The organism is Nocardia crassostreae (assembly GCF_001613405.1).
Taxonomy (GTDB): domain Bacteria; phylum Actinomycetota; class Actinomycetes; order Mycobacteriales; family Mycobacteriaceae; genus Nocardia; species Nocardia crassostreae.
Genome location: NZ_BDCH01000003.1, coordinates 14,215 through 34,980, shown reverse-complemented (window position 1 = coordinate 34,980; position 20,766 = coordinate 14,215). Strand labels below are relative to the sequence as shown.

Genomic DNA, 20,766 nt, shown 5'->3' with positions numbered 1-20,766 from the left:
GGGATCTCCGAGCGTCCGGGAACGGGTCTAACAAAGCAAGTGCTTGGTAGGTTACTCTACGGGGGTGAGCATGATCCAGACCCCCGAACCGGACAGCGGGACGACCAGCGCTGAGGAGGCGAATTTTCGCACTGAAGTGCGGGAATGGCTGGCCGAGAAGCTGAATGGCGAGTTCCGCGAACTGCGCGGTCTGGGTGGTCCGGGCCGTGAGCACGAGGCCTTCGAGGAGCGTCTCGAATGGGACCGGGCGCTGGCCGCCGCGGGCCTGACCTGCCTGGGCTGGCCCAAGGAATGGGGCGGCCGGGACGCCACACTGCGCCAGCAGGTCATCTTCCACGAGGAGTACGCCAAGGCCGATGCGCCCAGCCGCGTCTCCCACCTGGGTGAGGAACTGCTCGGCCCGACCGCGCTGGCCTTCGGCACCGAGGAGCAGAAGCGGCGGTTCCTGCCCGGTATCCGCAATGTCACCGAGCTGTGGTGCCAGGGCTACTCCGAACCCGGCGCGGGCTCGGATCTGGCCGCGGTGAGCACCTCGGCCCATCTGGACGGCGACGAATGGTCGATCACCGGCCAGAAGATCTGGACCTCGCTCGCGCACCTGGCCGACTGGTGCTTCGTGGTGGCCCGCACCGAGAAGGGCTCACAGCGCCATCACGGCCTGTCCTACCTGCTGGTGCCCATGAAGCAGCCCGGTATCGAGGTGCGGCCCATCATCCAGCTCACCGGGACCGCGGAATTCAACGAGGTCTTCTTCGACAATGCCCGCACCGCGGCCGATCTCGTGGTCGGCGCGCCCGGCGACGGCTGGAAGGTGGCGATGGGCACGCTCACCTTCGAGCGCGGCATCTCCACCGTCGGCCAGCAGATCCGCTACGCGCGCGAACTCGCCGATCTGGAAGCGGTGGCGCGCAAGAACGGCGCCTTCGAGAATCCGGTGATCGCCGACCGCTTCGACAGCGCCTGGGTCGGCCTGCGGGTGCTGCGCGCCCATGTGCTGCGCGCCCATGTGCTGCGCACCCTCGAATCCGGTCACGACGGCACCTCGGTCGATGCCCGCACCGCGGCCGGGCAGGCCTCGGTCACCAAGCTGCTGTGGGCCAATTGGCATCGCGGCCTGGGCGAGCTGGCCATGGATGTGCTGGGCGCGCCCGGCCTCATCGCCGATGCTCCGGGCGCGGATCTCAATGCCTGGCAGCGGCTCTTCCTCTTCACTCGTTCCGACACCATCTACGGCGGCTCGAACGAGGTGCAGCGCAACATCATCTCCGAGCGCGTGCTCGGACTTCCCCGGGAGGCTCGTCCATGAGTGAGCGAAGCGAACGTCCATCGAACGCTGTCGACTTGTCCATCGCTCCTGAAATCACCGGCGGCCACGATCTGCTGGCCGGTAAGACCGCGGTCATCACCGCGGCCGCCGGGACCGGCATCGGTTCGGCCACCGCGCGCCGCCTGCTCACCGAGGGTGCGGACGTGGTGATCTCCGATTGGCACGAGCGTCGGTTGAAGGAGACCGAGGAGGTGCTGAAGGCCGAATTCCCGGACCGCCGAATCGCTTTGGCGCCCTGCGATGTGAGCAGCACCGAGCAGGTGGATGCGCTCGTCGCCGCGGCCGTGCAGGCGCTGGGTCGCATCGACATCATGGTCAACAATGCCGGTCTCGGCGGTGAGACCCCCGTGGTCGATATGACCGACGAGCAGTGGGACAAGGTTCTCGACATCACCCTCAACGGGACCTTCCGGTGCACCCGCGCGGTGCTCAAGCACTTCCGCGACGCCGGGCACGGCGGCGTGATCGTCAACAATGCCAGCGTGCTCGGCTGGCGCGCCCAGCACGGCCAGGCCCACTACGCCGCCGCCAAGGCGGGCGTCATGGCGCTGACCCGGTGCAGCGCGGTCGAGGCCGCCGAATATGGCGTGCGGATCAATGCCGTGGCGCCGAGCATCGCCCGGCACGCCTTCCTCGACAAGGTGACCTCCGGCGATCTGCTGGATCGCCTCGCCGCCGGGGAGGCCTTCGGCCGCGCCGCCGAACCGTGGGAGGTGGCCGCGACCATCGCCATGCTCGCCAGCGACTACACCACCTACCTCACCGGTGAAGTGGTTTCCATTTCCAGTCAGCGAGCCTGATTTCGCGATGTCGAATATGTGCTGTTGATTTCGCTTCGGCGCAACCGAATTCATGCGTTCGGGTGATGTGGAAAGCCGTGTCGTCCGGTAGCAGATTTTCTCACTGCCGCGTTCCCGAGGGGGCGCGGCAGTGCGTATTTCGGCCGCGGCGGAAAATGGCTGGCGCGCCGGTGGTGTCCTTGTGCAATCCTGGTTTAGGCCGGTTCCGCTAGTCGAAGGGCGCGACCCATGGGTCCGGATCGCCGAACACAAGCAGCCCGAGAACCCCACGAAGAACTGGAACTCGAACTCGAGCTGGTGCGCGAGGTCGTTCTGGCGCGCCGAAGACTCGACGATGTCGTCCTGGCCGCATTGACCCTGGGCGCCGAATTACTCGACCATGATTCCGAACGTGCGACCGCCATGCGCGCCGCGCAGATCCTGGAACAACACGCGGTCGACGAGGGCGAGGTCTCCCGCGACCCCAAGGCCGCCCTGCGCCGCGATATGGTCCGCGATCGCGAACGCGCCCGCCGCATCGGCCTGGCCCGCGAATCCCTGCACGGCCTGTCCGAGGTCGAGAAGCGCCGCCGCAAACAGACCGCCCTCCTCTGCGAAGTCCGCGCCGACCTCCTCGAGGTCGTCCGCCAATGCCGCCGCCTCCGCTTCGACCACACCGCCTTCGCCGACGGCATAGCCCAAGGATTGTGCGCCGCCACAGACAAATTGGTCGTAGGCGCCGATATGGAGACATATCGGGCATGGCAACGCGGCATGGTCCTGAAAATCATCGAGGAACCCACCCCAGACGGCGGCCTCCCCCGCGCCATGGTCACGGTGGACGCCGGACCCGGCCGCGAACCCCTGACCGTCGAATGGGACAGCCCGGAACGCCGCCTGGCCCTCGTGGCCCGCATGGCCCGCGCCGGAATATCCCCCGTCGTCATCTGCGACCGCTTGTTAGCGGACCTGTCGATGTCATCGCCCTTGCGCTACTCCATACGTTGACCTACTCGGGGTCCGGGGCGGAGCCCCGAAGGGCGGTTGGGGGTTCGGGGGCGAAGCCCCTGAGAGTCCCGAGAGTTGGGTTGCGCTCGACCAAGCAAATGCTTGGTTGTATATTGGGGCGGTGACCCCACCATCGGACCCTTCCAAGTCGGCGCGCCGCAGCGAGCTGCTCGGCCTGGCCGCCAATCGGTTCGCCGAACGCGGACTGCGCGCCACCACGGTTCGCGATATCGCCGATGCGGCGGGGATTCTATCGGGGAGTCTCTACCACCACTTCGATTCCAAGGAAGCCATGGTGGACGAAATCCTCCGCGGCTTCCTCGACGACCTCTTCGGACGCTACCGCGAGATCGTCGCCTCCGGGCTCAGCGCCCGCGACACGCTCGAAGCGCTGGTGATCGCGTCCTACGAATCCTTCGATCAGTGGCATGCCGCGGTGGCCATTTACCAGGCCGAGGCCAAGCGGCTCAGCGGCACACCGCGATTCGGCTACATCGATGAATACAACAAAGAGTTTCGGGAGCTGTGGCATCAGGTGCTCGCGCAGGGCGTCGCCGACGGCAGCTTCCGCCCCGAGATGGATATCGAACTGGCCTACCGATTCCTGCGCGACACCGTGTGGGTGTCGGTGCGCTGGTATCAGCCCGGCGGCCGCATCACCGTCGACAGCCTGGCCAAGCAGTACCTCACCATCGTGCTCGACGGGCTCACCAATCCCGACGCGAGATAGTTCACAGTTCCAGTAGGAGTTCCCATGTCTGCACCGTCCCGCCGTCAGTACTCGCCGATGCGGGAGGCGTACGTGATCGACGCCGTGCGCACTCCGGTCGGCAAGCGCGGCGGCTCGCTCGCCGATGTGCACCCGGCCGATCTCGGCGCGGCGGCGCTGCGCGGACTGCTGGGCCGCAACAAGATCGACCCGAACGTCGTCGACGATGTGGTGTTCGGCTGCTGCGACACCATCGGCCCGCAGGCCGGGAATATCGCGCGCACGGCGTGGCTGGCGGCCGGGTATCCGGAGTCGGTTCCGGGCGTGACGGTGGACCGGCAGTGCGGCTCCTCGCAGCAGGCCATCACCTTCGGCGCGCAGGCCATCATGTCCGGCACCGCCGAGGTGATCGTGGCGGGCGGCGTGCAGAACATGAGCGCCATCCCGATCTCGGCCGCCATGCTGGCCGGGCAGCCGTACGGCTTCGACGCGCCCTTCGTGGGTGCGGAGGGCTGGGATCACCGCTACGGCACCGGCGAAGTGTCGCAGTTCAATTCGGCGCACATGATCGCCGAGAAGTGGGATATCAGCCGGGTCGACATGGAGCAGTGGGCGCTGCGCAGCAATGAGCGCGCCCGCAAGGCCATTGTGGAGGGCAAGTTCGAGAGCGAGATCGTGCCGGTGCGCGATTTCTGGATCGACGAGACCCCGCGCGAGACCAGTATGGAGAAGATGGCGGGGCTCAAACCGCTCGCCGAGGGCAGCCGCATTACCGCCGCGGTGGCCAGCCAGATCTCCGACGGCTCCGCCGCCACCCTGTTCGCCTCGGACTGGGCGGTCCAGGAGTACGGGCTGACCCCGCGGGCGCGCATCCACCATGTGAGCGCGCGGCGCGGATCCGATCATGATGCTGACCGCGTCGATTCCGGCCACCAAGTGGGCGCTCAAGAAGACCGGTCTCACCATCGGCGATATGGATGTCATCGAGATCAACGAGGCGTTCGCCTCGGTGGTGCTGGCCTGGATCAAGGACACCGGCGCGGATCCGGAGAAGGTGAACGTGAACGGCGGCGCCATCGCCCTGGGGCACCCGCTGGGCGCCACCGGGGCCAAGTTGTTCGCCTCGCTGCTGCACGAACTGGAGCGGGTGAACGGTCGCTACGGTCTGCTCACCATCTGCGAGGGCGGCGGCACCGCCAATGTGACGATTATCGAGCGGCTCTGAAACTATGTGAGCCACAGCCGATATGAGAGGCCGCGCACCGATTTCCGGTGCGCGGCCTCAATCATTTCGTGTCCGTAATGTCGCTTTTACGTGGACCGATAGACCAGTTGAATAACGAAAACGCGCTGCCCCCGTATACGTGAGTATTCGGCGAGAGAATCAACTGATCATGAATGCGAACCTGCCCAGACGGGGGTTCCTCCTGGGGGCTCTCGGTGTAATGGGACTCGGCGTCACCGCGCGAGCGGGCGCCGCGCCCGTCCCGCTGCCGCCGCCCCCGCTGCCCATACCGCCGCTGCCGCCGCCCGCCATTACGCCGCTGAACTACCATTCGCCGCCCTTGCAGCCGTTCGTGGATTTGCTGCCGATTCCCGAAACCGTCCCGGCCGCAGGGGAATTGGCCGCCACCGCCGATATCCACCGCTACCACCGGGACCTGCCCGAGACCCGCAGCTGGGGCTTCTCCCGCCCGGTGCTCGGGCCGAATCTGGAGGCCCGGCGAGATCGCGTGGCGCGCATGAGCTTTCCCAACCGGCTCGGCGGCCATGTGCTCCCCTCGCACGTCGACGTGACCATGCACGGCGTGACCGACCTCGATCGCACCGATCCCCGCTTCACCGTCCACCTGCACGGCGGCGCGAACTCGCCCGACGACGACGGACATCCGCTCATCGGCTGGCGCAATGGCGGCGGCCCGAGCTTCGCGTACTCGAATCGGCAAGAGGCGGCGACACTCTGGTATCACGACCACGCCATGGGCATCACCCGCCTCAACATCCAGGCCGGTCTGGCCGGAATGTATTACGTGCGCGATGAATTCGACACCGGCGCGGCGGACAACCCGCTCGGCCTGCCCAGCGGCGAGTTCGAGATCCCGCTCATCGTCCAGGACCGCACCTTCAATGCCGACGGCAGCATCCAGCCCATGGTCGGGGTCTACATTCCGGAGGGCTACAACCAATCCGGCCAGCTGGGCGATGTGGCCTGCGTCAATGGCATGGTCTGGCCGCGACTCGAGGTCCGCCGCACCCTCTACCGGTTCCGGCTGTTGAACGGATCCAACTCCCGCCCATACATTTTCGAGTTCACCAATGGCATGCCCTTCCTGGCCATCGGCGGTGATCTGGGCCTGCTCGACGCCCCCGTGCCCACGACCTCGATCCGGGTGAGCCCCGGCGAACGCGTGGACCTGCTGGTGGATTTCGCACCGCTCGCCGACGGCACGGTGATCGAGCTGATCAATACCGCCCTCAACGACCTCGGCAACACCATCTTCATGGTCCCCGAACTCCGGAACATCATGCGCTTCACGGTCTCCGGGCCGGGGCCGCAGGCCGTTCCCCCGCCGTTCCTGCGCGGTCACGACGGGCTGCCCGAGGCCCTGGAACCGATCTACTCCCCGGAATCCGTGCGCGTCATGACCCTCATGGGCCTCAATGACGATTCCCGCTCGGCGGCCGTCTTCCCGACCATGATGCCGCTCAACAACCTGCCGTTCCTCAGCTCCGATATCGATATGGCCAAGGCGGGCGCCACCGAACGCTGGGACATCGTCAACTGCACGCCCTTCGACCACCCCATCCACATTCACCTGGCCCGCATGCGGGTGATCAGCCGCCAGCCCATTCTCACCCTCGCCTACTGGCTGGCCAACTACCCGCCCGCCTTCGGGAAAGGACACCGTGGAATGCCCCACCGACACCATTACCCGGGTGCTGGTGCGCTGGCCCTCGGTCGCGGAACTCGGTTTCGATCCGGACGCCGTCATTCACGTTCCCGCGGGTGCCGAGGCCATCGCGCCCACGGGTGCGCACCATGCCGATCATGCGACGGGTCACGACGAGATCCGCGGCTATGTCTGGCACTGCCACAATCTCGATCACGCCGATCACGACATGATGCAGCAGATCCGGGTCCTGCCGGAGTGAGCGGCCGATACCGCTGATCCGGCCCGGGATCGCCGCCGCCGGAATATCAATGGGGGATGTCGGTGGAGGGGCGGTTCGAGGAGATCGGTCGCAGGGCCCGGCGCGTACAGCAAGCCATCGAAGGCGTGCGCGGTACGGCGAGCGTCGGCGCGGTGCGCATCGAGGTGGCGGCGGACGGCCGGATCACCACGCTGGCGCTACCGGATCCGGCCTTGGCGCAGGCGGTTTCGTTCGCACACGAGAAGGCGCTGCGACAGACGCGGGAGCGTGCGGCGGATTTGCGGCGTGAGTTGGCCGATGATCCGGCGGTGGCGGGCGCGCTGCGCTGGTTCCTCGCGGCCGCGGAGCCGGAGCGGCCCGGTCCGGCACGGCCGGTGACCGATTCCGGTGGTGATCCCGGAGACGAGAATCCCTATGCGCTGCCGCCGGAGGTGCGGCGGCGGCTCGGGCTGTAGGGCGGATCGCGCCGCGCGCCTCGGCGTGGTGATAAACCGAACGGTTGCTCGCCTACGATGTCGGGGATCATCCGGACCTGGTAGAAAGCGACGACACTATGGACCTCGGCGTGCGCTGGACTCTGCACGGCGACGGGCGAACTCCCGCGCCGGGCGCGGTGGTGAAGCCCGATGAGCGGCTGTCGTGGCCGCGCACCTTCGGGCTGGGCGCCCAGCATGTGGTGGCCATGTTCGGCGCCAGCTTCGTGGCGCCGGTCCTCATGGGTCTGGATCCCAATCTGGCGATCATGATGTCGGGCGTCGCCACGGCCGTCTTCCTGCTGGCCACCAAGGGCCGGGTGCCGAGCTACCTCGGCTGCTCGCTGTCGTTCGTCGGCGTGGCGGCGGTCATTCGGGCGCAGGGCGGCGGCAGCGCCGCGATCACCGGAGCCTGCCTGGTGGTCGGCTTGGCGCTGTTCCTGGTCGGCCTGGCCGTACAGCGCTTCGGGGCGCGGATCATTCACGCCGCCATGCCGCCGGTGGTGACCGGCGCCGTGGTCATGCTCATCGGATTCAATCTGGCCCCGGTGACGGCCTCCACCTATTGGCCGCAGGATCAGTGGACCGCGCTGTTCGTCATGCTCTTCACCGGCCTGGCGGTGGTGGCGCTGCGCGGATTCTTCTCGCGCATCGCGATCTTCCTGGGCATGGTCTTCGGCTACGGCCTGTCCTGGGCGCTGGACCGCATCTTCGGCAAGATCCATTCCGCCGACGGCAGCGGTGCGGTGACCGATCACTGGCGGCTCGACTTCTCCGGTGTCGCCCAGGCGAATTGGCTCGGCCTGCCCGATTTCCACGCCCCGGCCTTCGAATGGTCGGCCATTCTGGTGGCGCTGCCCGTGGTGATCGCGCTGGTCGCCGAGAATGCCGGGCATGTGAAGGCGGTCGGTGAGATGACCGGCGTCGATCTCGACGACAATCTCGGCACCGCCATCGCGGCCGACGGCGCCGCCTCCATGCTCTCCACCGCGGTGGGCGGCCCGCCCAACACCACCTACTCCGAGAACATCGGCGTCATGGCCGCCACCCGCGTCTACTCCACCGCGGCGTTCTTCGCGCTGCTGTTCGGTCTGTGCCCGAAGTTCGGCGCGGTGGTCGCGGCCATTCCGGGCGGCGTCCTGGGCGGCATCACCGTCATTCTCTACGGCATGATCGGCCTGCTCGGCGCGCAGATCTGGACCAATGCCAAGGTGGATCTGCGCAATCCGCTGAACCTGGTCCCGGCCGCCGCGGGCCTGATCATCGGCATCGGCAATGTCAGCATCGAGTTCACCGAGAACTTCACCCTCAGTGGTATCGCGCTGGGCACCCTGGTCGTCATCAGCGGCTATCACGTGCTGCGCCTGTTCGCCCCGGCGCATTACAAGGTCGAGGAGCCGCTGCTGGACGAGGGCACCTCGTCCTACGACAAGTAACCGGCGGCGGTGTGGGAGGGGCCGTGGGACTGTTCGCAGTGCGAGGCGGTCTCGCGGCCCAGCGCCAGCACGCCGGGCTGGGCGTGATCGACCTGCAGGGTGGCGTGGTCGATGTGGAAATCGTGGGACAGGAAGTGCGCCAGATCTTCCCGGACGGCGTGGCAGTCGTGGCCGGGCTCGACCAGGACGTGCGCCGACAGCGCGGGGGAGCCGGAGGTGATCTCCCAGATGTGCAGGTCGTGCACCTCCACCACATGTTCGCGGGCGGCCATGGCGGCGCCGATGGCGCTCGGGTCCAGGCCCTCGGGCGCGGTCTCGAGGAAGATGCGGGTGGAGGCGCGCACCAGGTCGACACCGGCCTTCACCATGAGCGCCACCACGATGAGGGTGGCGATGACGTCCGCCTGCACGAACCCGGTGAGCATGATGACCGCACCGGCCACGGCCGTGGCGATGAAGCCGTAGAGGTCGTTGAGGATGTGCTGGTAGGCGCCCTCCACATTGAGGCTGGTGCGATTGGCGCGATTGATCATGAGGGTGGCGATCAGATTGACCACCACGCCGATCAGGGCGGTGACCAGCACCAGGCCGCCGGTGACCTCGGGCGGTTCGAATAGTCGGCGCACGGCCTCGTAGGTGAGCCAGGCGGCCAGCAGCAGCAGGGTCGCGCCATTGGCGAAGGCGGAGAGGATCTCCACGCGCTTCCAGCCGAAGGTCATGCGCCCGGCGGGCGGGCGGCGAGGCGGATGGCCCACAGCGCCAGCACGATCGAGGCCGCGTCGGTGAGCATATGGGCGGCGTCGGGGAGCAGGGCGAGCGAGCCGGAGACGACACCGACGATCACCTCGCCGATCATGAAGGTGACGATGCGTGCGAGGGCTCCGGCCAGCCAGCGTTTATCGCTGTCGGCCGTGGCGCCGTGCGTATGCCCGTGGCCGTGCGTATGCCCATGATCGTGACCGTGCGCGTGTCCTGCACCCACCGTGTTCTCCTTTCGTGCAACCGCAGGCGATCATATGCACGCATCGCTATGTATGTAAGGGCGCTGGGCATCCGCCCAGCGTGGATCGGGTGAGCGAGCGCTCAGCCCGCGCGTGATTCGGCCAATTCCGCGGTGGCGCAAGGGAGTTGCAGCACCATCCAGGATTGTTCGGGCCGATAGGCCGGATGGCTGGAGGCCTCCGGGTCGGCGGCCAGGCCCTCGACCCGGGTCCACCGATCACCCCCGCAGGCAATGGTCTCGGTATACCGATAGTGCAGATGGCCGTGGAAATGCAGGCTCGGCTGCAGCGTCTCGACCAGTAGCTGGACCCGGTCCTGATTCGGGAAGCATTCCGGCCGGTCCTTGCGATTGACCTTCGGTTCGGTGGCCCGCGGCTTGTCATGGGTGAGCAGCACGTCGACCGGGGAACTGTCCGCGATGAGCAGGGCGTCCAGCTCCTCGTCGGTCATCTCCTCCTCCGGGAACCACAGCGTGCCCGCCGTGCTCGGCCGCCGCGCGGACCCGTACCTGCGCCGCCGCTCGGCTTGCTCCTCCTTGCGCGCCTCGCGTGCCAGCCGCCACCCCTTGTCCGTCGACCGCGCCCCGCCGAAGGCCGCGAAGTCCGTCCCCTCCCAGGTCCACCGATGCCCGCGCGGCGCATACCGCACGAACTTGCGGCACAGGAGAAACCCCTCGTCGTCCCGCCGTTCGTCGTACAACTCGTGCAGCAGCGAGGACTTGTCGTGATTCCCGTCCAGGAAATACGCCGTCACCCCGGCCTTCTTGGCTGCCCGGTTCACCACGTCGAAGTACCGCCGCCCCGAGGGCGTGTGCTCCCAGGCCCCGAAATCTCCCGCCGAGAACATGCGCGCGCAGTTCTCCCGCGCCGCGACCCGCACCATGGCCAGCGCATGGCTGGTGTTCCCGTGGAAATCCCCGACAATCAGCACATTCCCCATCGCCCCATGGTGGCAGCCGCCCGCCGCCGGGGCACGTCCAATTCCGTCGTGCCGCTTCGGGCACGCCCGAATAGGGTGACGCCATGAACTCTGTGTTGGTGACCGGCGCGGCGCGCGGTATCGGAAAAGCAATCTGCCTGCGCATGGCCGAGCGGGGCTGGCGGGTCTACGCGGGTGTCCGCAAACTCTCCGATGGCGACGAGTTGACCGCGCTGAACGCCGCCATCACCCCGGTACTCCTCGATGTCACCGACGCCGACCACATCGCGGCACTCGACGCCGTCCTGCCCGCCGATCTGACGGCCGTGGTGAACAATGCGGGCGTGGCCGTCCTCGGCCCCGTCGAATGCCTCGACGTCGACGCCGTCCGCGCCGGATTCGAGATCAATGTCTTCGGCGCGCTCGCCGTCACCCAGGCGGTACTGCCCCGGCTGCGCGCCAACCGCGGCCGCGTCGTCTTCATCTCCTCGCTCAGCGGCCGTATCTCCACCCCCGGCTCGGGCGCCTACAACTTCTCCAAGTTCGCCCTCGAGGGCCTGGCCGACGCCCTGCGAGTCGAACTGCGCCCCTGGAATATTCCAGTCACCCTCATCGAACCCGGCCCCATCGCCACCGATATGTGGGGCGAAGTCCTCAATGAGATGGACGCCGCCACAGCATCGTTCACCCAGGAACACCGCGACCTCTACGCCCCGCAGCTCGCCGCCGCCCGCAAGGTCGCCGCCACCGTCCAGCAGCGCGTCGCGGCCCCGGTCGATACTGTCGTGGCCGAGGTGGAGAAGGCCCTGACAACCCGGAACCCGAAGGCCCGCATCGTGGTCGGCCTACTGAACAAGGTCCAGGCCCTGAGTACCCGGTTCACCCCGACACCCGTCCTGGACGCGATCTTCGCCGCCGCCGCGGGTGTGCGCCGCAAGTAGCCGAAACGCGAAGACCGTCCCCGGGCGAGAGGATCCGGGGACGGTCCGTGCGCGACCGAACGGCTGTTGCCGCGCAATGGATCCGGTGTCGTCCGGATCCTGGGGTACGGCCCGATTGTGGGGGCCGCACGGTTGGGGCGCTGCGGTGCGGGCCGCAGCGCGAGGGGGTGCGTCAGGCCGTCGCGGAGTCCGTGACGCGGTACTTCGCGAGGTCGTCGATGCGAGTCACCGCATCGGTGATGATGCGGTCGATGAGTTCCTGCACCGTGGGCAGATCCTCGATGATGCCGGTGACCTGGCCCGCGGCGAGCACGCCCGCCTGGGTATTGCCTTCCACCAGAACGGCTTTCAGCAGCATGGGGGTATTGGCGGCCATGATCACCTGGGACCAGGTGAGGTCCTTGTGCTTGCGCATGGCCAGACCGTCCTTGACGATGGTCGACCACTTCATGCCCGTCATGCCCTTGAACTTCATGGCATTCCCGGCTGCCGCGAGGAAGCCGCGGGCCTTGCCCGAATGCTCGAGCCTCTGCACCAGTTCGGTATTGAGCACCCGGTGCGGCATGCCGTCCACCTTGGTGGAGACCACGGTGTCCTGGAGACCTCGGCGCAGATACTCCTGCTTGACCGAATCGGGCACGCTGCTCTCCTGGGTGAGCAGGAAGCGGGTGCCCATGGCCACGCCCGCCGCGCCGTAGGACAGCGCCGCGGCCAGGCCGCGCCCGTCGAAGAAGCCGCCACCGGCGACAACCGGGATATCCACGGCATCCAGCACCGAGGGCAGCAGTAGGGTGGTGGCGACCGGGCCGGTGTGGCCACCGCCCTCACCGCCCTGCACGATGACCGCGTCGGCGCCCCAGGACGCCACCTTGACCGCGTGCTTGGCCGCGCCGATGGACGGGACCACCACGACCCCGGCGTCTTTCAGCCGCGCGATGAGCTCCTTCTTGGGCGCCAGCGCGAACGAGGCGACCTTGACCCGCTCCCGGATGAGCAGTTCGATGCGCTCCGGCGCGTCGGTCGCGTCGGCGCGAATGTTCACGCCGAACGGCTTGTCGGTCTGCGATTTGGTCTTCGCGATGGCGGCTTCCAGCTCGCCGAAGGTCATGGTCGCCGACGCCAGAATGCCCAGACCGCCCGCATTCGCGGTGGCCGACACCAGACTCGGTCCGGCGACCCAGCCCATACCGGTTTGCACAATGGGATGCTCGATGCCGACCAGTTCGGTCAGCGGCGTCCGCAGCCGAGGCGTCATGCCGTCACTTCCTTCTCACGGAAGCCCTTGGGATCGAGCACGGTTCGAATGATCCGCAGCTCCTCCTCGGTGGGCAGCCGGGTCTCGCCCGCCTCGGCGAGACCGGCGATCTCGAACGAGGTGTTCTCGGCGACCTCGTCGGCGCTCACGCCCGGGTGCAGCGAGAGCGCCCGCATGGTGTGCTCCGGGCCGCCGAAGTAGAAGACGCCCAGGTTCGACACCACCCGGTGCAGGTGGTGGAACCGGTAGGCCGGATTCTCCGGATCGAGCTTGTCGTAACCGATTCCGGAGACGATGTCGACGCTCTCGCAGAACACCCGCTTGTTGTGCTTGGGCACGAAGTAGCTGGTGGCGTGGTTGATGGTATTGCCAGGCGCGCCGCGCACGCCGAACATCTGCCGGGTCGGCTGCTGCAGCGGACCGAAGGCCGACAGGTTCTGATTGCCGTAGCGGTCCAGCTGATTCGCGCCCATGACGACATGGCGGCGACCGGAGGCGACCACGTCGAACACCTTGGAGAACGGAATCCAGCCCTCGATGGGCGCCTTGCCGCCAATGGCCGGGACCTCGGCGAAGAACAGCGCCTCACCGTCGGAGAGCAGCAGATCCGGCTCGAAGGTGAGCCGCGCCAGCCGCGCGCCGATGGTGGTGACGGTGGACATGGGGCTGGCCATGATCTCGCCCGCGCCCCGGAAGATCTCGGCCGCCGCGACGACGCAGATCTCGGCCCGCGTAATGGTGCTGGTCTCTGGCCCACCCGAGCCCCGGCCGCCACCCCTCACGGAATCGCGTTGCGATGCTGTATTCATTTCTGCTCCTCGGCGAAAGCACGGACGGCGGCCTGGTATTCGTCCTCGGACACATCCAGGTAGCGGGCCTTGAATTCCGCCCACGATTCGGGCGTCTTGGCGGCCTCCACATAGTGGCGCTGGAACTTCTCGTCGCGGCCGTAGCTGCCGGAGAAGGTGAAGTGCGCACCGCCCGGCGCCTCGACCACGCCGTTCACCATCATGCGATTGAGGATGATCGCCTGCTGCGGAACGGCTTTCACCAGCTCATCGGTCTCGAACAGGCGATCCACCGAGAGGTAGCGCCGCTCGGCCGCGAGCGCGTACAGGTCGTCGAAGTACGGGTCGACGCCGGTGTAGGCGGCATTGCCGTGCTTGTCGCCCAGATCCAGATGCACGAAGGCCGCATCGAGATTCAGCGCGGGCATGGCGACGAGGGTTTCGCTGCGCCCGTCGGCATCCTGGTACGGCGACCGCACGGTCTTCAGCTCGCCCTCCCAGAAATCCACGACGGCCGAACCCAATCCGGCGCGAATCGGCAGGAAGGGCAGTCGCGCGGCGGCCGCTTGCAGCCCGCACTTGACCATGCCCTCGTCCATTTCGCGCACGGTGATCTCACCGGCGGTGCGGGCCTTGGCGAACCAGGGGTCGTAGAACGGCGCGGAATCCAGGGATACGAAGCCGTAGTACGCCTTTCGCACCTTGCCCGCCGAGCACAGCAGGCCCAGATCCGGTCCGCCATAGGTGACCACGGTCAAATCCTTGACATCGGACTTGAGAATCGCCCGCACGAAGGCCAGCGGCTTGCGCCGCGATCCCCATCCGCCGATGCCGATGGTCATTCCGCTGCGCAGCTCGCCGACGACCTCGTCGAGCGTCATTCGCTTGTCGCGCATCGATTTCTACTTCTCCTTTTTCTGGGCGGCGAGATCCTCGTCGAACCGCACCCGGATCTCGTCCGCCACACCGGCGAGGTTGAGTTCCATGGTGAAGCCCTGCTCGAACCGGTAGGAGCGGTGCACGTCCTGCACGTCGATGCCATTGAGCGCCTTCTTGGCCGCGCGAATGACCCGCCCGTCCTTGTTGGCGATGTTCTTGGCGACTTCCATGGCGGCGGCGTCGAGTTCGGCCCGCGGCACCACCTTGTACACCGATCCGTAGTGGTGTAGCTGCTGCGCGGTGAGGGTGCCCGCGGTGTAGAACATGGTCCGCATCAGATGCTGGGGCACCAGGCGCGCGAGGTGGGTGGCCGCGCCCAGCGCACCGCGATCCACCTCGGGCAGGCCGAAGGTGGCGTCGTCGGAGGCCACGATGACATCGGAATTGCCGACCAGGCCGATGCCGCCGCCCAGGCAGAAGCCGTTGACGGCGGTGACCACCGGGACCTGGCAGTCGTAGACGGCGGCGAAGGCCTCGAAGCAGCCGTGGTTGGCGCGAATGAGCGCGGTGTGCCCGACGTCGCGGTTCATCTCCTTGATGTCCACACCCGCGTTGAACCCCCGTCCCTCCGCACGCAGCACCACCACCCGGGTCTCCGGATTGCGCCCGGCCTCGCGGACGGTGTCGGCCAGGGCGAACCAGCCGTCGGAAGGCAGAGCGTTGACCGGCGGGTAGTCGACGGTGACGACTTCGACGCCCTCGGTTTCGGTGTGACGGTTGATCCCCATCGCATGTCCCATCGTTGGCAAAACAAGCAAGTGCTTGGTAGGTTAGCACGGTGGGAATCGAAGTGAACCTCTCCGGCTCGGTCGTCCTGGTCACCGGCGGTGTGCGCGGCGTCGGGGCCGGTATCAGCCGGGTCTTCCTGGGCGCCGGCGCGACCGTGGTGGCCTGTGCGCGCCGCCCCGCGGACGCGCCCGTGGAGAGCAATGGCCGGGGGATCGACTTCCTGCCGTGCGATGTGCGCGATCCGGATTCGGTGCGGGAGCTGATCGACGCCATCGTGGCGAAGTACGGCCGCCTCGACACCGTGGTCAACAATGCGGGCGGTGCGCCGTTCGCCCTGGCCGCCGATGCCAGCGCCAATTTCCACGCCAAGATCGTGCAGCTCAACCTGCTGGCGCCGCTGCTGGTTTCGCAGATCGCCAACGAGGTCATGCAGCGGCAGGAGACCGGCGGATCGATCGTGATGATCTCCAGCGTCTCCGGCCACCGCCCCTCGCCCGGCACCGCCGCCTACGGCGCCGCCAAAGCCGGTGTGGACAGCCTGGTTTCATCGCTGGCCGTGGAGTGGGCGCCGAAGGTGCGGGTCAACTCGGTCATCGTCGGCCTGGTCAATACCGAGTCCTCGCACCTGCACTACGGCGACGAGGACGGCATCGCCGCCGTCGCCCGCACGGTTCCCATGCAGCGCATGGCCGTTCCCGAGGACATCGGCCGGACCGCCGCCTTCCTGGCCTCGCCCCTGGCCTCCTATATCAGCGGCAGTTCGCTGCTGGTGCACGGCGGCGGCGAGAAACCGGCCTTCCTCGAAGCATCCACAGTCACTCACCAGTGAGGTTATCGATATGACGGACAACAAGATCTGCGACGGCCGGGTCGTCATCGTCACCGGCGCGGGCCGCGGGATCGGCCGCGCGCACGCGCTCGCCTTCGCCGCCGCGGGCGCCAAGGTCGTGGTGAACGATCTGGGCGCGGAGCTCGACGGCGCGCCCAGCCTGGAGTCCCCGGCCGCGCAGGTGGCCGAGGAGATTCGCGCCGCGGGCGGCGAGGCCGTCGTGAACGGCGACGACGTCTCCGACTGGGCGGGCGCCCGCCGCATGATCGCGACCGCCGTCGAAACCTTCGGCCGCCTCGACATTCTGGTGAACAATGCGGGAATCGTGCGTGACCGCATGCTGGTCAACCTCGGCGAGGACGAGTGGGACGCCGTCATCAAGGTGCACCTCAAGGGGCACTTCGCGCCCATGCGGCACGCGGCCGAGTATTGGCGCAACGAATCCAAGGCCGGGCGGCAGCCGGAGGCCCGCATCATCAACACCAGTTCCGGTGCGGGCCTGCTGGGTTCGGTCGGCCAGGGCAACTACGCGGCCGCCAAGGCCGGTATCGCGGGCCTGACCGTCACGGCCGCAGCCGAATTCGCGCGCTACGGCATTACCGTCAATGCCATTGCCCCCGCCGCGCGCACCCGCATGACCGAGACCGTCTTCGCCGACACCATGGCCGCGCCGGAGCAGGGCTTCGACGCCATGGCCCCGGAGAACATCTCCCCGCTGGTGGTGTGGCTGGGCAGCGCCGACGCCGCCGGGGTGACGGGCCGCATGTTCGAGGTGGAGGGCGGCAAGGTGACCGTGGCCGACGGCTGGCGGCACGGTGTCTCCATCGATCGCGGGGCGCGCTGGGAGCCCGCCGAGCTGGGTCCGGTGGTGCGCGATCTGCTCGCCAAGGCGACCACGCCGGAGCCGGTGTACGGCGCCTGATTTCACAGCGACGCCAGTCGCTTTCGCCGCCGGTACCGAGCAGTCGGGTACCGGCGGCGTTCTGCATTGTGCCGGATGGGCGGTTTTCGGCCACAGCTATCGGTTTTGGGTCTCGGCTATCGCGGCCGCACTCCGGAATCCATGCCAGCAAGCGCCTGGAGACGCTTGTGAAGTGTGTGATGCTGGCCACTTTCGAGGGGAGATTCGGTCGCCGCGAGCAAGCGCCTAGTTGTCCGATTCGTCCTGATTTGCCGGATACGTGTGGGCAACTTGTCGCAAAACGCGTGACGGATGGGGCTGGTGTAGGGGTGTGAGGTTGCGAAGTCGGCCAATTGGCCTGTGCCGCTTGTTGATATTGGGCACGTCGGGGAAGCCGCAGGCGTACGGTTTGTGAGCCCCCCTAATGCCGCTTGAACTTGTGTGGGGTCACGGGGTGACCGTTAGGATGACCGCGTTCCGCAAAGGTCCGGCAATCGGGGCGACCGGGCAATGTGTGAAACTGTTCCACCCCGCCTGACGCGGGTTGGAATTCCCGTATCGATGTGGGGAGTCATTCCCATACCCGCCGCGGGAACAACAAGCCGACTGCGCTGTATCGATGAGGGGATGGCTGGCGCATGATCGTTGGTCGTGCATTGCGCCTGGTGGCAGTGATCGCAGCTGTCGCCGGATCGGCCCTGCTCGGGCCCGCGGGGGCCGGTGCGCAACCGGGCCTGCCGCTCGAGCCCGCGCCGGACGATCCGAGTACCAGCCTGCCCCAGCAACAAGAGGTCGGCGCACCGGTCCCGGTGAATCCCGTTGCCGGTCCCGAGGATCTGGTGGCGGCCATTCTGGGCGTCGGCTCCGGTTCGGCCGCGGTGGGTTCCGCGGGTGTGGGCTCGGCGGGTGTGGGCTCGGCGGGTGTGGGCTCGGCGGGTGTGGGCTCGGCGGGTGTGGGCTCGGCGGGTGTGGGCTCGGCGGGCGTGGGCTCGGCCGGTCTGGGCGCGGTCCTGGGCGGTACCGGTTCCGGTGTTCTCGGCACGGGTTCGGCCGCCGTCGGCTCCGCGGGCGCGGCCCTGGGTTCGGCCGCCGTCGGCACCGGCTCCGCCGGTCTGGCCACCGGCTCCGCGGTACTCGGAACCGGTTCGGCGGCAGTGGGTTCCGCCGGGATCGGTACCGGATCGGCGCTCGGCCTCGGTTCGGCCGGTGTCGGTTCCGCCGGTGTCGCAACCGGTTCGGCGCTGCTCGGCCTGCTCTTCGGCACCGGTTCGGCGACGGGTTCGGCCGCGGTCGGCTCGGCCGCCGCCTTCTGCACGGGTTCGGCCGCCGTGGGTTCGGCCGGAATCGGCTCCGCCGGTGCGGGTTCCGCCGGTGGTTCGGCGGGCGTGGGTTCGGCGGGCGGTTCCTCCGGCGTCGGCTCGGCCGCGGCCGGTTCGACCGGCGTTGGCTCTGCCGCGGTCGGTTCCGCCGGAGCCGGTTCGGCGGCAACGGGTTCCGCGCTCACCGGTTCGGCCGCGACGGGTTCGGCCGCGGTCGGCTCCGCGGCCACCGGTTCCGCCGCGCTCTGCGCCTCCCCGCTCCTGCTCCTGCTGATCCCGCTGCCCAGCCCGCCCGCGCCGGTGCCGATCCCGCTCGAGATCCCGCCCGCACCGAATGTGCCCGCCCCCGCGGTCGTGGCGCCGGTTGTCGTGCCCGCCGCGCCCGCTCCGCCACCGCCACCCGCGCTCGCCCCGGCTCCCGTTCTCGCGCAACCGGATCCGCAAGTGCAGCCGACCTCGGACAGCAGTCCGCTGCCGCCGCTGAAACTGCTGTCGGTGGTTGGTGGCCTGATCGCGCTCACGCTCGCGGGCACCGGTTCGGGTGCGGTGAGCTTCCAGAGCGCGTCGGCGGCGCAGGGGCGGATCGACGCCGCCCGGGCCGCGTTCTTCGGACCGAGGCTGTGAGGGGACCGCGATGACCGAGAGCAAGGCGCATAGCATCGGGTCCTACCGCCGGGGGGCGGCCGCGGTGGACGCGGTGTGCGCGGTGGCCGCCGACTTCGACGCCACCACCCTGGACGAGGTCGTCGCCGCCATTTCGGCGGAGCGGCGGCGGCCCATCGAAATCGCCAGTGCCCAACTGGGTCCGGGGGTGTGCGGTCAGCGCCGCAGCTATCCGGACAAGGATGTGATCGTGCTGGCCCAGGCGCTGCCCAGCCGCGACCACACCCTCGCGCACGAGCTGGGGCATATCGTCTTCGACCATCCCGGCGAGGCGGCGACCGAGGTGGTGCTGGAGGCCAGCGACGATCTCATCGCCTACATGCTCAGCCAGCGCGCGCACCAGAAGATCGTCGACCTGGGCGAGGACGAGCAGTGCGAATGGGAGGCGGAGACCTTCGCCAGCATGCTCATGACCCGGCTGCGCGTATTCAATACCCGGGGCGCGGGCGTCTCGGTCCTTCGATTCGATGAGGCACTCGGATGACTTTCTGGTTGACGGCCATGTTGGTCTGGATGGCAGCCGGGGCGAGAGTCGGCCGGGTGCTGGTGAAGCCCGCGACCACGGCGCGCGTCGCCATTGTCATCGCGGTGGCCGCGGTCGCGATCACGGTCACCATCGCCGTGCCGGATATCGGTGTGGCGGTGGACCATATCCTCCCGGCGGGCTTACGCGGCATGTGGCTGTCCGACCGGGCCACCACCGCCGCCTGGATCCTCTTCGCGACCGCCACCGCGGTGGTGGCGGCCGCCGCCTGGCCGGTGGTCTCCCGCCGCAATCTGCGTCAGATCGCCTGGATGATGTACGCGGGCGGTTTCATCGCCATGGTGCTCACGCTGGCGTGGTCGGTCACCTTCGGCTGGGTGATCGTGCTGTTGGAGTGCGTCTTCATCGTCATTACCGGTGTGCGCAATCTGGACTGGACCGCCCTGGGTCGCGGTATTGCCCTGTACACCACCGGAACTCTGCTGGTCGGCGTGCTGGCGGGGTTGTCGGTGCGGCGCAATTTCCAGGATCGGACCATGGCCGATCCGGGCGATGGCGACTGGTTCTGGCCCGCCTGGCAGGTGGCGGGCCTGCTCATCGCGGTCGGCGCGGTATGGATCGTCATCGAGCTCTGGATCCGAGCGCGCAGGCTGCTCAAGGACATTCGCCCGCTGCACCGGGTGCTGATCGGCCGTTTCCCGGAGGTGGTGGCCAAGGATCAGACCGGCTCCACCACCCAGTTGAAGGCCTCCGATCAGGTCGCCCAGATCATGGACGCGCTCTATCTGCAATCCGGCGGCGGTGTGGAACTGGCCGCGGCGGGCGCCCCGCCGGATGTGATAGCCGAGCGGGCCGAACGGGTCGCGGAGTGGGCGCGGAATCCGTTCGGGGACGTATTGATCGACGGCCGCTGGATTGCGCCGCCGCCGGGCGTCGGACCCCGCCGCTGGGTCCACGCCATTGCGCGCGCATTCTCGGCGAGTAGCGACAGTCGAACTCCGACCGGTAGCCGCTGAATCGAACGATCTATCTACTAAAACGAACCCCCGTGCACAGCACGGGGGTTCGTTTGTCGTTCTTCGTGCATTGGGGGCGAAACACTCACAACGCGCA

18 protein-coding genes and 2 pseudogenes are annotated in these 20,766 nt (G+C 68.1%); 14 read left to right on the top strand and 6 right to left on the bottom strand.

The window, feature by feature from the left end:
• The first annotated feature begins 70 nt into the window (after positions 1-70).
• From NC4_RS01385 to NC4_RS01350, 8 genes and pseudogenes are all read left to right on the top strand, one after another.
• Positions 71-1,306 carry an acyl-CoA dehydrogenase family protein gene (locus NC4_RS01385; RefSeq protein ID WP_067531353.1) on the top strand — a complete coding sequence of 412 codons (1,236 nt, stop codon included), beginning with the start codon at positions 71-73 and terminating at the stop codon, positions 1,304-1,306.
• Positions 1,303-2,127, top strand: a complete 825-nt coding sequence (locus NC4_RS01380) for an SDR family oxidoreductase (RefSeq protein WP_067531351.1) — start codon at positions 1,303-1,305, stop codon at positions 2,125-2,127. The genes NC4_RS01385 and NC4_RS01380 overlap by 4 nt, the downstream gene beginning before the upstream one ends.
• Positions 2,128-2,355: 228 nt before the next feature.
• Complete coding sequence (locus NC4_RS01375) at positions 2,356-3,114, top strand: hypothetical protein (protein WP_067531349.1); 759 nt, start codon at positions 2,356-2,358, stop codon at positions 3,112-3,114.
• A gap of 121 nt (positions 3,115-3,235) precedes the next feature.
• Positions 3,236-3,844: a TetR/AcrR family transcriptional regulator gene (locus NC4_RS01370; RefSeq protein WP_067531347.1), complete on the top strand. Its 609-nt coding sequence runs from the start codon at positions 3,236-3,238 to the stop codon at positions 3,842-3,844.
• 57 nt (positions 3,845-3,901) lie between these two features.
• A pseudogene (locus tag NC4_RS01365) lies at positions 3,902-5,048 on the top strand (acetyl-CoA C-acetyltransferase).
• Between the two features lie 220 nt (positions 5,049-5,268).
• Positions 5,269-6,993 (top strand): multicopper oxidase family protein, encoded by a 1,725-nt coding sequence (locus NC4_RS01360; RefSeq protein ID WP_067531345.1) that lies wholly within the window; start codon positions 5,269-5,271, stop codon positions 6,991-6,993.
• A gap of 39 nt (positions 6,994-7,032) precedes the next feature.
• Positions 7,033-7,431: a hypothetical protein gene (locus NC4_RS01355; protein WP_067531343.1), complete on the top strand. Its 399-nt coding sequence runs from the start codon at positions 7,033-7,035 to the stop codon at positions 7,429-7,431.
• Between the two features lie 98 nt (positions 7,432-7,529).
• Positions 7,530-8,885 (top strand): uracil-xanthine permease family protein, encoded by a 1,356-nt coding sequence (locus tag NC4_RS01350; RefSeq protein ID WP_067531652.1) that lies wholly within the window; start codon positions 7,530-7,532, stop codon positions 8,883-8,885.
• Here the strand turns inward: NC4_RS01350 and NC4_RS01345 are convergent.
• Positions 8,873-9,741 (bottom strand): annotated as a pseudogene (locus NC4_RS01345) (cation diffusion facilitator family transporter). The gene NC4_RS01350 and the pseudogene NC4_RS01345 sit on opposite strands and share 13 nt — an antisense overlap.
• Before the next feature lie 227 nt (positions 9,742-9,968).
• Positions 9,969-10,826: a metallophosphoesterase family protein gene (locus NC4_RS01340; protein WP_067531341.1), complete on the bottom strand. Its 858-nt coding sequence runs from the start codon at positions 10,824-10,826 to the stop codon at positions 9,969-9,971.
• Between the two features lie 83 nt (positions 10,827-10,909).
• On the opposite strand from NC4_RS01340, the gene NC4_RS01335 reads away from it, so the two are divergent.
• Entirely contained in the window at positions 10,910-11,746 is an 837-nt protein-coding gene (locus NC4_RS01335) for an SDR family oxidoreductase (protein ID WP_067531339.1), read from the top strand.
• 172 nt (positions 11,747-11,918) lie between these two features.
• Here NC4_RS01335 and NC4_RS01330 read toward each other — a convergent pair whose 3' ends face one another.
• Genes NC4_RS01330 through NC4_RS01315 form a run of 4 tightly spaced genes read right to left on the bottom strand, consistent with a single transcriptional unit; the run spans position 11,919 to position 15,456 of the window.
• Positions 11,919-13,001: an NAD(P)H-dependent flavin oxidoreductase gene (locus tag NC4_RS01330; RefSeq protein WP_067531337.1), complete on the bottom strand. Its 1,083-nt coding sequence runs from the start codon at positions 12,999-13,001 to the stop codon at positions 11,919-11,921.
• Positions 12,998-13,810, bottom strand: coding sequence for a CoA-transferase subunit beta (locus NC4_RS01325; protein ID WP_067531335.1), 813 nt, complete (start codon positions 13,808-13,810; stop codon positions 12,998-13,000). The genes NC4_RS01330 and NC4_RS01325 overlap by 4 nt, the downstream gene beginning before the upstream one ends.
• The gene (locus NC4_RS01320) at positions 13,807-14,685 is read right to left on the bottom strand and encodes a CoA transferase subunit A (RefSeq protein WP_084528345.1); all 879 of its coding nucleotides are present in this window, start codon (positions 14,683-14,685) and stop codon (positions 13,807-13,809) included. Before NC4_RS01320 ends, NC4_RS01325 begins: the two co-directional genes overlap by 4 nt.
• 6 nt (positions 14,686-14,691) lie before the next feature.
• Positions 14,692-15,456 (bottom strand): enoyl-CoA hydratase family protein, encoded by a 765-nt coding sequence (locus NC4_RS01315; RefSeq protein ID WP_067531331.1) that lies wholly within the window; start codon positions 15,454-15,456, stop codon positions 14,692-14,694.
• Positions 15,457-15,512: 56 nt separating this feature from the next.
• Between NC4_RS01315 and NC4_RS01310 the strand changes: the two genes are divergently transcribed.
• The 5 genes from NC4_RS01310 to NC4_RS01290 all read left to right on the top strand — a co-directional run bounded on the left by NC4_RS01310 (position 15,513) and on the right by NC4_RS01290 (position 20,669).
• Positions 15,513-16,286: an SDR family oxidoreductase gene (locus NC4_RS01310; RefSeq protein ID WP_067531650.1), complete on the top strand. Its 774-nt coding sequence runs from the start codon at positions 15,513-15,515 to the stop codon at positions 16,284-16,286.
• Positions 16,287-16,296: 10 nt separating this feature from the next.
• The gene (locus tag NC4_RS01305; protein ID WP_067531329.1) at positions 16,297-17,208 is read left to right on the top strand and encodes an SDR family oxidoreductase; all 912 of its coding nucleotides are present in this window, start codon (positions 16,297-16,299) and stop codon (positions 17,206-17,208) included.
• Between the two features lie 617 nt (positions 17,209-17,825).
• Entirely contained in the window at positions 17,826-19,130 is a 1,305-nt protein-coding gene (locus NC4_RS01300; protein ID WP_067531327.1) for a hypothetical protein, read from the top strand.
• 10 nt (positions 19,131-19,140) lie between these two features.
• A complete protein-coding gene (locus tag NC4_RS01295; protein ID WP_067531325.1) occupies positions 19,141-19,653 on the top strand; it encodes an ImmA/IrrE family metallo-endopeptidase in 513 nt (170 codons plus the stop codon).
• Positions 19,650-20,669: a hypothetical protein gene (locus NC4_RS01290; protein ID WP_067531323.1), complete on the top strand. Its 1,020-nt coding sequence runs from the start codon at positions 19,650-19,652 to the stop codon at positions 20,667-20,669. Before NC4_RS01295 ends, NC4_RS01290 begins: the two co-directional genes overlap by 4 nt.
• The last annotated feature ends 97 nt before the right edge of the window (positions 20,670-20,766 follow it).